This window comes from Streptococcus sp. oral taxon 431, from assembly GCF_023115445.1.
Lineage (GTDB): Bacteria > Bacillota > Bacilli > Lactobacillales > Streptococcaceae > Streptococcus.
The window spans coordinates 78,705-91,964 of the sequence record NZ_JALDUI010000003.1 but is presented as its reverse complement, the minus strand read 5'-3'; the positions used below and the strand labels follow the sequence as shown (position 1 = coordinate 91,964).

General features: G+C 41.6%; 7 protein-coding genes. 1 reads left to right on the top strand and 6 read right to left on the bottom strand.

Annotated features, from left to right (window positions below; all coding sequences use genetic code 11):
* Positions 1 to 4: 4 nt before the first annotated feature.
* The 6 genes from M1R56_RS03265 to M1R56_RS03240 form a co-directional block, all read right to left on the bottom strand.
* Positions 5 to 853, bottom strand: coding sequence for an NAD(P)H-hydrate dehydratase (locus M1R56_RS03265; RefSeq protein ID WP_248034591.1), 849 nt, complete (start codon positions 851 to 853; stop codon positions 5 to 7).
* Positions 854 to 864: 11 nt separating this feature from the next.
* On the bottom strand, positions 865 to 1,686 hold the full coding sequence (locus M1R56_RS03260) for a phosphate ABC transporter ATPase (protein ID WP_248034590.1): 822 nt from the start codon (positions 1,684 to 1,686) through the stop codon (positions 865 to 867).
* A 127-nt stretch (positions 1,687 to 1,813) separates the two neighbouring features.
* Positions 1,814 to 10,147 carry an SIALI-17 repeat-containing surface protein gene (locus M1R56_RS03255; RefSeq protein ID WP_248034589.1) on the bottom strand — a complete coding sequence of 2,778 codons (8,334 nt, stop codon included), beginning with the start codon at positions 10,145 to 10,147 and terminating at the stop codon, positions 1,814 to 1,816.
* A gap of 251 nt (positions 10,148 to 10,398) precedes the next feature.
* Positions 10,399 to 11,256 (bottom strand): bifunctional methylenetetrahydrofolate dehydrogenase/methenyltetrahydrofolate cyclohydrolase, encoded by an 858-nt coding sequence (locus M1R56_RS03250; RefSeq protein WP_248034588.1) that lies wholly within the window; start codon positions 11,254 to 11,256, stop codon positions 10,399 to 10,401.
* A gap of 132 nt (positions 11,257 to 11,388) precedes the next feature.
* Entirely contained in the window at positions 11,389 to 12,123 is a 735-nt protein-coding gene (locus M1R56_RS03245) for an amino acid ABC transporter ATP-binding protein (protein WP_248034587.1), read from the bottom strand.
* Entirely contained in the window at positions 12,123 to 12,806 is a 684-nt protein-coding gene (locus tag M1R56_RS03240) for an amino acid ABC transporter permease (RefSeq protein WP_001011628.1), read from the bottom strand. Before M1R56_RS03240 ends, M1R56_RS03245 begins: the two co-directional genes overlap by 1 nt.
* Positions 12,807 to 13,002: 196 nt before the next feature.
* On the opposite strand from M1R56_RS03240, the gene M1R56_RS03235 reads away from it, so the two are divergent.
* On the top strand, positions 13,003 to 13,233 hold the full coding sequence (locus tag M1R56_RS03235) for a DUF1797 family protein (RefSeq protein WP_000443576.1): 231 nt from the start codon (positions 13,003 to 13,005) through the stop codon (positions 13,231 to 13,233).
* Positions 13,234 to 13,260: the final 27 nt, after the last annotated feature.

The window sequence follows — 13,260 nt, the reverse complement described above, 5'->3', positions numbered from 1 at the left end:
AACCTCAGGTGTCTTTTTGTATTTTCTTCATAAAGGCTGGGGTATGTTGACTGATCGTGGTTGGCAGAACTACAAAATTATCCTCAGCCAGTTCCTGGGCAATTGCTGAATGTAAATAGGTCGCTACTGTCACTCTTTCATAGAGACTTGCTTGGGGAAATTGACCTGCAAAACCGGCAATCATCCCAGCTAAGGTATCTCCCATTCCCCCAGTCGCTTGATAGGGACCTCCAACTCCCAGCTGATAAAAATCAGTTTGATCAGCTTGCCAGATTCGAGTAGCTGGACCTTTTTGAACCAAAATCGTTCCTGAAGGAAATCTCTTCAAAGCCTCTCTTGTTTCCTCAGCTCCTTGAGAAGTCAATTCTAAGCCTGACAAGACTTGCCATTCCCTTTGGTGAGGCGTTAAAACAAGCTGAGCTTTAGGAAATTTCAATTCCGTCTTAGCAAAAATGGATAAGGCACCACCATCCAGTATGAGAGTCTGGTCTTGATTTAAATGATGAAAGACTGTTTGGAGAAGCTGTTCTTCACGCTCATCATCCACTAGTCCAGGTCCGACCAAGACAACACTTGCTTTCTGTAACTGTTGCTCAAGTAATTGCTTATCATCAAGTTCAAAAGCCATAGCCTCCGGCAGATGGCTATGCAGAGCTGGAATATTCTCTTTATCCGTTGCTACTGTCACCAAACCTGCGCCACTTCTAACAGCACCTAAGGCAGCCATAATAATCGCTCCCCCATAGGGATAAGTCCCCCCGATCAAGAGAAGGCGACCGTAGTCTCCCTTATGACTAGAACGAGGACGCTCAATGATAACCTTTTCTAGTAGAACTTGATCAATCTCTTTCATACACTACTCCTTCACTTCAACTTATCCTTACCATGTAGTACTTGATTAACCTTAGTATTCCAAGCCTGTAATCCTTCTCTCTCATAGTCTAGGTAAATCACTCTATCTTGTAATTGACAAGGAATCAAACCTTCAAAACAAGACTTATCTTTTGAAGGAATAACACACAAATGAAGAAAGGTATCCAAATCTAACCTATCTCTTACCTTCGCAACATGATAGCCATCAAACATATAATCTGGCGCTTGAATTAATTCTTCATACAGAAAATGAAAACTAACGCCAGGAATGAACTTTTCTTGCAATTCCTCCTCAGAAGGTGCCCTTCCTAACAAACGCTCCATAGCGAGTCGGTAACCCGAAGTCGTATTAGACCATCCGAACATGATATAGTCAAAATAGTCTGCTGGATCAGAAGCTGCATTACGACTATCTGTAACTAGTTCAGCACCACTTTTACCAAATACTTTTACCGCCGACATGAGTTTTCCAGTCTGAAAAATAGCCTGAGCCACCTCAACGGTACAAGTATGACTACAATAATTTGAAGTAACCAACTTCCTCTGGATATCATAGGTAGAAGCTACAAGGCGATGACTTGGCCTGTATGGAGGAAAATAGCTGTGCTCTTGCAAGTAATCATGAATTTGTATATTTAATTCATGATTCTTACATTCCACAATGGTCTGACGATGATGGTCCTGTTCGTAAGCAATAAACTTTGCTAGCTTCTCCAATTCCCATTCTTTAATCTGAGGATAGTTTTCAAGAGCAAATTGATAGATTCCATCCCACTGAAGACTATAATCTGCATTACAAACTTTTACAATCATGGTCCTTCTCCTCAAACTCTCTTACTTTCATTATACACCTCACTACCCAATTAATAAAGGAGAAGACTATGCTATCTTCTCCTTCTTTTATAATGATTAGCTTTTTTATAGCTGGGAGTTATCAGTCTTACTTTTCTCTACGTTTAACTGTTAGTAGTGCCACTGATAAAACAAGACTGAGACTTGCTAGGAAGGCAACTGTATCAGATCGACTTTCACCTGTTTCTGGAAGTCTTGCTGAACTTGCTTTTCCTGGATTATTTCCAGAAACCTCTCCCTGATCTGCTGGCCCATGAGCTGATTCTACTGGTTCTTGATTTTGTTCTTTATAAACAATCGCATAAAGTCCTAGATCTTTGCTGACAAATTCAACTGTGTCATCTACTAACGTCACCTTTTGAACCTGCAAGCCTTGATCTAAGCTCATGTGATAAACCTCTTGAACCTGACCCTTGACTGGCAATCTCACTAAGACAGCACCTTTTGGACCAACCATTTGGTTATCTTTATCTAGCAATTTCACTTGATAAGCATCGTAGTGTTTGCCAGCTAATTCTTGACGTAGAACCTTTTGAACTTGAAGCTTGAGAGTAGCATCTAGGTCTTGAGATAGCCCTGCTACCAGAACTCCAGTTTCCTTATCAGATAAGATTTGAACCTCTGCAGCTGGTTTTTCAACACTTGGGGCTGGCTCATTTCCCACTGTAGCCAATGTTCCTGTGAATTCTGGCAGCTCGTTCTTGGCTGCTTCCACAGCATTAACGCTACCTGTAAATTCTGGGATTTCGTTCTTAGCGGCTTCTACTTCATTGACACCACCTTCAAATTCTGGGACTTCTACTACTGGTGCTGGCTCATCACCTACTGTTCCGATTGCTTCTGTGTATTCTGGCAGCTCGTTCTTGGCTGCTTCCACAGCATTGACGCCACCTGTAAATTCTGGAATTTCGTTCTTAGCGGCTTCTACCGCGTTAACACCGCCCTCAAATTCTGGAACTTCTACTACTGGAGCTGGCGCGTCGCCTACTGTACCAAGTGCATCTGTGTATTCTGGCAACTCGTTTTTAGCGGCTTCTACTGCATTGACACCACCTTCAAATTCTGGGACTTCTACTACTGGTGCTGGATCGTCACCTACTGTGCCGATTACATCTGTGTATTCTGGCAACTCTTGCTTAGCCGCTTCTACTGCATTGACACCACCCTCAAATTCTGGCACATCTACTACTGGTGCTGGCTCGTCGCCTACTGTGCCGATTGCTTCTGTGTATTCTGGCAACTCGTTTTTAGCGGCTTCTACTGCATTAACACCACCCTCAAATTCTGGGACTTCTACTACCGGAGCTGGCTCGTCGCCTACTGTGCCGATTGCTTCTGTGTACTCTGGCAACTCATGCTTAGCCGCTTCTACTGCATTGACGCCGCCCTCAAATTCTGGGACTTCTACTACTGGTGCTGGCTCGTCTCCTGCTGTCCCAAGTGCATCTGTGTATTCTGGCAACTCATGCTTAGCAGCCTCTACTGCATTAACACCGCCCTCAAATTCTGGGACTTCTACTACTGGAGCTGGCTCGTCACCTACTGTGCCGATTGATTCTGTGTATTCTGGCAACTCATGCTTAGCGGCTTCTACTGCATTGACACCGCCCTCAAATTCGGGGACTTCTGCTACTGGAGCTGACTCGTCACCTACTGTGCCAATCGGATCTGTGTATTCTGGCAACTCATGCTCGGCAGCTTCAGCAGCATTGACGCCACCCTCAAATTCTGGAACTTCTACGACTGGAGCTGGCTCGTCACCTTTGCTAGTAGTAATGACAGGTTTGACCTTAACTTCAACAATTCGATCTTGCGCCTCAGTCGTATCTGTATGAACAGTTGTACGGTTAGATCCTAAGACCTCAACATAATCAACTCTTTCACCCTTCTTACCTTCTGAGATTACACGACGTTCATCTTGAGCTAAGTCATTGTTTTCACGAATAATTTCCTTAAATGGAATTTCGGTCTTGACAACTTCTAGACTTGGTCGTTCGAGAACAGGACTTTGGTCGCCTTCTTCAGGAACTATACGGTGACTAGGTTTGAAATGAATACGATATTCCTTGACAAGACTACCATCCTTAGCAAGAAGACGAACAAGGCTAGGAAGGTTATCCTGAATAGACTCAACAACCGTTATCACACCGTTACCACTTGCTTGAGCAGTCACCTGTGGTTTAGTGCCATTTAAGCTCACTGTATAATCTGAAACCGCTGGATCAAAGTTTTCCAATGCTTTTCCATCAACTGAAATGGTCACTGAAGGAGTTTCCACATCTTTTGCTTTAGCAGGAGAGTAGGCACTAAACTCGACCATTGCTAGACCATTAGTTGTCGATTTACGAGTCATGCGTGCTCGAATGGCTGTTGTCTGAATCGGATCAAAGGTAAATTCAATCGGCTTACCAGCCACGATTTCTCCAGATGCCTTATAAGGAATTTCTTGCCAATTTTCTGCCTTGTTAAATGGATGATCCGCATTTTCTTCATAACGAGAAATAGTACTTGGTTCTGTATAGGCAGGCCCAACATATCTTTCTAGTACCATTTTAGCTGGTGCATCTGTTCCACTGTCTTTAAAGAATTGGATGGCTACTTTTCCAACAGATTGAGGTGTAATCTGACCATTCTTCTTAAAGAGAATTCCCACAGATGTTTCTTGGTCTTTTGGAGTACGAGACCAGTTAGTCCAACGTCCATCCTCGTTAAAGTGCCCATCATTGATATAGAAAATCTTATCCCTAGAAGCTGCTTGTGTGTCATTTGTAGTAGACGCAAAGGCTTTAGAATCAGTCTCATTATTATTTGCATTTTCTGAAATGACTTGATTACCTTTTGTAACAACTGTTACTTGCATCTTGGTTGTTAAGTCTGTTCCTAGAACATGACCAAGAACTTCAAAGCTACCTTCCTGTGCAGTCGCATGTTCTGGCACAGCATCCCATTGGACAGCAAGGTTAGCTTTAACCCAGCCAGTCTGTGATGGATAGTAGACTGTTACCTCTGCAGGCAATTGAAGTTGATCACCAACATTCAAGGTCTGGGCACTATTTTCCGCAGCTACTGGTTGTGTTGACTCTTTTTCGTCATCACGGAAGATACGATATTCTTTTAGAACAGTTCCATCCTCAGCTTTCAAGATAAGACGTATCGCACCTTTTTCACTTGTTGCAGGAACAACTGTTACCACACCGTGGTTGCTGGCTGTTGCAGTGATTTCCTTGCTTGCTTGAGGAATATAATAATCTGTCTTAGACGGATTGAAATGCTCAAGCTTCTTGCCATCTACTTGGATAGAAATTTCTGAGCTAGTAGCACTTGGAACTTTACTTCCTAAAATAGTGATTTCTGTCAAACCAACACCAGCAGTTCCATCTGCTTTCTTCATACGCATACGAACAGCATAAGTTTCAACCTTATCAAATGTAAAGTGGTTTGTTTGACCTGCAGATAATTGTCCTGGAGCTTTGAGATGTTCAACTTCTTTCCAGTTGGCAGCATTATTGAATGGATGGTTGGTATCACGCTGAGCATTATTGACATCATTTGGAAGATCTGGAACTTCTTGACCGACATAGTATTCAATAACATATTCTTTTGGAAGTCCGATTGCCCCGTCTGTATAGAAATCAACTGATAGATTGTCTACAAAACGTTTTGTCAAATCACCAGAGTTACCAAACAAGATAGATGCCCAGTCATTATCAGTATTTGTTCTCCAAGTTGTCCATCTGTTCTTGACATCTGTGCTAGCTCTTGAAACTGTCAAATCATTCAAGGTATTTGCCGAATCATCACCACCCGTATTGGACACGATAGCCGCTGGCAATTGGGAACCCGTCCATTGTTTCGAGATGTTATTTCCAGCAACAACTTGACTAGAAACACGGACATGGGCCTTGGTAGTTAGATGGCTACCCACTAATTGACCCTTGATTTCATAGATGCCTTCAGTCTGACTAAAGTTTTCAGGAACCTTATCCCAAACGACATCTTTATAGACAGTTGTTCCATTTGAATGATAAGCACGGACGCTAGCTGGCAATTGAACCGTTTCACCCTTAGGTAGAGTTAAACTGATTTCTTCTGCAACCTGCAAACCTTCAACAGTCACGTTGGCAAGAGCTTCAATGTCTGTGCCTTCTACATGACCTTTAAGGGTAAAGCTATGATAGTAGCTCAGATCTTTTGCATCTACCTTGTCCCAAGTTACAGTTACCTTACGAGGCAAGCCCTTATCAAAATCTACTCCAACTTGACTAGGTAAATTCGGTTGCTGATTGATATCTGTAGAGATAGTTACAGGATGAAGTTTGACAATTTTCTTGTCTACTGTATTTTCTTTGATGACCAGTTCAGTTGCTACAGACTGAGTCTTATCAGTTTGATTGTCAATACGAGGAGTGAGGGTTACACTACCTTTCTTGTAAAGAAGCAAGTTCTTACCATTCACCTCAAGATGTCCACCATCAGCTGACTTAGCTTCCAAATGGATATCTGACGCTGAAAATTCAGTCTGTGAACCATCCTCGTAATGCCCAATGACATGATAAGGGAGAACTTGGTCTTCTGTTGCAGTCTCTTTTCCTTCAACACTTACTTCCAAGCGTGTCAAGGCAGGCGCTTCTTTCACAAATTGAATCAAATAAGTTTGAACCAAATCGCCCTTCTGGTCACTCAAGAATACAGAAGCCTGATAATCATTAGCTGCTGAAGCTTGTTGAACAGTTACTTGGTAGCCAGTAGTTTGTGCACCAACATTTGGAATCTTAGCTGTATAAGGAAGGGATACTCGGTAGTAGGTCTTTCCAGGCTCAAAGTTTTCAAGAGACTTGTCACCAACCGTGAGACCTGTAACAGTACTTTCTGTTTCCTTATCACTTGCGATAAAGGTTGCTGTCACCTCGTAGTCATTTCCAACTAATTTACCAGTTGCTTCAGTACGTCCACCTTCTTTTGTCAAGGCAGATGGATCTTTCAAGGTCCAAGAAACGACATCCGCATCAACCAAGTTACCATCTGATAAAACAGCCGTAACAGTCTTGTCCAAATTTTCAACAGCTGTACCAACTGGGACAGTTGCTACTTTTGGCAACCACTTATCAAGCGCAACTACCTTGACAAGGGCTTCAGCCTTGGCTTCGAGTCCTTCCACACTACCAAGGACTTTTTTCTCACCAGCACTTGAAAGGAGATCTTCTGGGATGTCCCAAGTCACAGCTTTTTCTTCGACACTACCATCGCTATAAATAGCTGTCACAGTCTCTGGCAATTTAGGATCCTCGCTGACATCAGTTCTTGCCTTCACAGGGGCAAAAGCGACAAAATGGCGATTTTCTTTCTTGCCTGAAACGGTTGTGACTGTTGCATGATCAGAGGCTAAACCTGCAGAATCCGCATAAAGAGTGAATTTACCTTCTTTTTCAGTCGATTTAACGATGACAACACCTTTACCATTGAAGGCTTTTCTTTGCCATGTACCATCTTTCTGAGCCTTATAACGTTCACGGCTAGCTTGTTCCCCATTGTCCACACCAACGATTTGCCCTTGCCCATGAAGATTGAAATGAACAAGATTATTAGCAGTTGGCACAACATTACCGTCTTCATCAACGATTTCATAATGGATATAAGACAAATCTTTACCGTCTGCAGTGATGACATGCTCTTCCTTTGTGAGACGAACTCTAGCTGGCTCCCCTGATGTTGTCACACTATCACGCGCAATCTCTTTACCATTTTCATCACGAGCAATAGCAGTTAAGGTACCTGGTTTATAGTCCACCAACCACTCAAGATATAATTCACTTGGTTTAGCTCCCTCGTGATAAGGGCGACCATCTTCAGTTGTTTTCTTAACAAATTCTTTCTTACCGAGGGACTCATTGTTCAAGAACAATTCTACACTAGCGGCATTTGAGAAGGTCCGAACTGGAACCTTACCATTGATGAGCATATTACGTTCCTTGAGCGTTTCTTCAGTCCAATTCCAGTGAGGCATGATACGAACAGTTGGTTTTTCTTTGGCACTATACCATTCACTACGGTAAAGGTAGAAATCATTCTTAGGCAAGCCTGCCGTATCAATGATACCAAAGTAAGAACTTTTCACTGGTGTGTTATCTTGGTTATGCCATGGTGTAGGTTCACCGATATAGTCGAAACCAGTCCAGATGAACTGACCTGCATAGCCAGCACGATCACGGTCAAAAGTCCAAGATTCAGTAGCTGTTCTACCCCAGGCTACACGATCATTACCATAGTCTGACTGTTCATAGTGACGATTTGGACGATTGTCGTGCCAGAGTAAATGAGCAGGATCAAAATAAGAATCACGAGTTCGAGTTGCTGAAGAAGTTTCAGAACCGTAAATCAACCAGTCTGGATGGGCTTTACGAACTGCATCATAATTACGCTCACCATAGTTCATACCAACAGCATCCATGATTGCTGCTAATTCTAAGAACAAGCCTGTAGAAGCACGACTGAATTTATTTTCACCCATAGTCACATAGCGTTCTGTATCAATTGCTTTGATGACAGCTTTCAAACGCTTGGCTGTTTCTAGTGAACGTTTTCCACCATCAGCCTCATCCACTTCATTACCGAGCGACCACATGATGATTGAAGGATTATTTTTATCTCGTTCAACCATGGTTCTCAGATCAAAATCAGACCATTTTTCCCCCTTCTTGGCTTCTGGGTGAGTTGCATCTTGGTCAAAGAAACGTCCATAGTCATAAGTTTTCTTGCCACGATACCAAGTATCAAAGGCTTCTTCTTGGACCAAAAGTCCTAGACTTGCCGCAGCATCAAGTAACTGTGGACTTGCTGGATTGTGGGTTGTACGGATAGAGTTAACTCCCATATCTTTCAGGAGTTTTAATTTACGGTAGGTTGCCTTATAGTTTTCTTCTGCTCCCAAGGCACCGTTGTCATGGTGGATACTAACTCCGTGGAATTTCATTCTCTCGCCATTAAGAGAAAATCCTTCCTTAGCTGTCCAGTTAAAATAACGGTAACCAAAAGTATCTTCTGTCACATCAACTAGCTGACCTTCTTTATAAACCTTGGTTTTCAGAACATAGAGCTGAGGATGATAGCTTTTGGTTGTCCAGAGGGTTGGCTTATTAACCAAAATCGTTTGCTTAAAGTCAGCTGTCTCATTTCCTGCTAGACTCTTAGTTACAGAACGAACCAAATCTGAAACAGCCTTACCTTCCTTAGTAAAAATCTGTTGCTCCACAAATACCTTGGCTAAAGTTTTGGCAGTATTTTTGATCTTGCTTTGGATTTGTGTTTCAACGTTGCCATCTTTTTGTTCAGCTAGTTTTGGAGTTGTGATATGATTTCCATTTTCAGCTACCTGCACCTTATCACGATAGCTTAAAGTCACATCTCGATAGATACCGCTTCCTGAGTACCAACGACTACTTGGCTGCTTATTAGTAACTTGGACCGCAATGGTATTTTCACTGCCATCTTTATTTAAAAATTCAGTGATATCATATGAAAAATGATTGTAACCACTTGGATAATGACCGACAAATTTACCATTTACATAGACCTTAGAGTCCATGTAAACTCCATCGAAGTTGATACGAACATCCTTGTCCTTAGCAGCTTCATCTACAGTGAAAGTCTTGCGATACCAGGCAGTACCACCATTTAGTTGACCACCTTCATTGCGGGCAGGAGACTTGTGATCAAAATCAAAATAGATACTCCAGTCATGAGGAAGGTTCAACTTAGACCAATCATGAACATCTACATCTTTCTTAGAAAAATCACCCTGAGCGTTTAGTTTAAAATACCAGTCTTTGTTGAAATTTTGTTTTCTTTCCTGCAAAAGTTGGTCTTCTTTTTCCTTCTCTTTTGTCACTTGAGGCGATTCACTTGCAGAAGCTTTTTCTTCCTTGCTTTTATCGTCCGTTACAGGTTTATTCTGATTAGGTGTATCAGTATGTTCTTCTCGAACTGCTGGCTTTTCAGTACTCACTTCTGCCACTGTAGGTTCTTTCTCATTCACTTCAGTTGCAGGTTTTTCATTTTTTTCAACTTTGTCTTTTTTAGGGCTAACTACTTCCGCTTCCTTTTCTTCCTTAGGACTTGTAGCCTCAGTCATCTTTTCTTCAGTTACTGGTTTTGCGGATTCAACAGTATCATTTTCTTTTTCAGTAGCGGAATCTTGTGGGCCATTTTGCTCAGCTTTTGCAATGGCTGCAGCAACCTCATCTGGAAGCTTATCTAAAGGTTGAACTTGGTGAATCGCTTCTTCGCTGGGACTAGTTGCTTCGGTTTCAGCTGCTTGAGCCACCTGAAGACCAAATATACTAGCTCCAATCATAACCGAAGCCGCACCAATGGCAAATTTACGAATACTAAAATGACAGCGTTTTTCAAAAAATCTCTTATCCATTAAATCCTGTTTTCCTTTCTTATATATTTAGTAAGCGATTACATTATTTGCCAAAAAATAAACCTCCTCCCAGAACGCCAACTAAATTTTTAGATATAAATATTGTTAACCTTAATATATCAAAATAGTAGAGGATTTTCAATAATTTGTAGAAGTTTTACTGTAATTTTATTAAAATAAGTGCAAGAAAAAAACAAGTTCGTTTTTAGAACTCGTTTTAAAATATCTAAAATTAATAATCGTACTAGGAGTTAGTCTTTTCCCAAACTACGCAATGCCGCCTGATAAGTCTGCTCCATCAGCATGGTAATGGTCATAGGTCCAACTCCACCAGGTACAGGTGTGATATGGCTAGCGATTGGTGCAACGGCATCATAGTCAACATCGCCACAAAGCTTGCCATTTTCATCTCGGTTCATCCCCACATCAATAACAACAGCCCCAGGTTTGACAAAGTCAGCAGTCACAAACTTAGCACGACCGATTGCTACGACAAGAATATCCGCCTTAGAAGCTACCTTGGCAAGATTGTGTGTTCGTGAGTGGGTTAAGGTTACAGTTGCATTCTTAGCTAATAACAACTGGGCCATTGGTTTACCGACAATATTAGAACGACCAATAACAACCGCATTCTTACCTTCTAGTTCAATCCCATACTCATGAAACATTTCCATAATACCAGCAGGAGTTGAAGGAATCATAACTGGGTGACCAGACCAAAGGCGCCCCATGTTGAGCGGATGAAAACCATCCACGTCCTTTTCTGGATCAATAGCCAATAAAACTGCTTCTTCATCGATGTGTTTTGGTAATGGTAACTGCACCAAAATACCATGCCAAGCTGGATCTTGATTGTATTTGGCAATCAAGTCCAACAATTCCTCTTGGGTAATGGTCTCCGGAACTCGCACGACTTCACTTTGGAAACCTGCAGCTATCGCTGAACGTTCCTTGTTCCGAACGTAAACCTGACTGGCAGGATTGTCCCCAACCAAAATAACAACCAAACCAGGAACCAATCCTGTTTCTTCTTTCAATCTCGCAGTTTTTTCAGCCAATTGTCCTTGTAACTTGGCTGCTAGAGCCTTCCCATCGATAATCTGCATCATGTTTCTTCTCTTTTCTATCAAATATGTTCTATTATATCAAAAAACGGCTTATCACTCTAACACTTCTTGACTAAGAGACCTTATAGTCTGAAACTATAAGAAAAAGCCCACTTGGAGCTTTTCATGATATTCTTACAAAACCTTACTCAAGAAATCCTTGGTTCTTTGTTCTTGAGTTTGTTCAAAGACTTGCTCTGGAGTTCCATCTTCGACAACAACACCGTCAGCCATAAAGATGACACGGTCTGCCACTTCACGCGCAAAGCCCATCTCATGCGTCACGATGACCATGGTCATTCCTGACTTAGCAAGTTCTTGCATAACCGCTAGTACTTCCCCAACCATTTCTGGGTCTAGGGCAGAAGTCGGCTCATCAAATAGTAGGACATCTGGTTCCATGGCTAGACCACGCGCGATAGCAATACGTTGTTGCTGACCTCCAGACAAACTTTGTGGATAGGCATCGGACTTATCTGGCAAACCAACCTTTTCCAAGAGCTCATGCGCTCTCTTCTCAGCAACTTCCTTACTTTCCCCTTTGGTCTTGATAGGAGAAAGCGTGATGTTATCCTTCACTGTCATATTGGGGAAGAGATTGAACTGTTGGAATACCATTCCCATCTTTTCACGCATGGCAAAGAGGTCGTTTTTCTTATCTGTAATGTCTACTCCTTCAAAGATAACCTTTCCTTTTGTCGCTTCTTCGAGGAGATTCATAGAGCGAAGGAGGGTTGACTTACCGCTACCAGACGGTCCGATAATCACCACTACTTCTCCCTTTTTTATCTCCAGATCAATTCCTTTTAAAACTTCATTCTTTCCAAAGCTTTTATGAAGGTTTTCAATTTTAATTAGCGTTTCAGTCATTATTTTTTCTCTCCTTGTCCCATACGATTTTCAAAAGCTTTCAAGGCTAGTGTCAAGATAGAGGTCATAATCAAGTAGTAAAAGGCTGCAAATAAGAGTGGAGTTAAAGGCAAGTAAGTGGTTGTTGACACCGTTGTAGCTCCATTCCACAATTCCATAACACCGATTGCTGACAAGAGTGAACTATCCTTGATAATGGTAATAAACTCATTCCCCAAGGCTGGCAAGATATTCTTGATGGCCTGTGGCAAGATGACATAGCGCATGGCATTTTTAGGACGAATCCCTAGAGAGTAAGCCGCCTCTAATTGTCCTTTAGGTACTGCATTGATACCAGCACGAACTGTTTCTGATACATAGGCACCACTATTCATAGAGATAATGATAATCCCTGGAATCAAACGTGAAAAATCAACTCCCAAAACTCCAATCTGAATTGTCGGAGCATTGATATGCATAAGAGCAAAAGCAATCATGATCTGTACCATCATAGGTGTTCCACGGAAAATCCAAATATAAACATTGGCAAGCCAAGCTATGGGCTTTATTTTAGAACGTTGAGCAAAAGCCAAGACTACCCCTAAAATTGTCCCCAAAAAGACAACCAAAACAGAAATCAAGACTGTTACAAGAGCACCATAGTTAAAATATGGCAGATATTTAGGTAAAAAAGAAAAATTCATAAATCCACTACTTTCTAATTTCTAACTTAAAACTTGTATGAGTATAACATGTTTTGAATAAAAATGCAATATTTTTCCTTTTATTTTCAATAAAATTTCAAAGAAAACAGAAATAGCGAGAAATCTTAGTTTTTTCTAGTCAAGTGGATACTCTTTATGGTAAAATAGTAACGATAAGAAATGGAGGAGAATCAAAATGGAATCACATTTGGTTAGAATCATCAACCGCCTAGAAGCAATGACAAAAGATGGTGGTAACTTAAAACGTAACTTTGAGCGCGAGGGAGTTGTTGTAGCTGAAGTTGCTTTTAACCATGATGAAGAAAATGGCCCAATTTTTACACTTCGTGATGTTGAAGCGCGTGAAACATATACTTTTGACAGCATCGACTTGATTGCGATGGAAATTTACGAACTTCTATACTAATAATAGATATACAGAGGTTGGGACAAA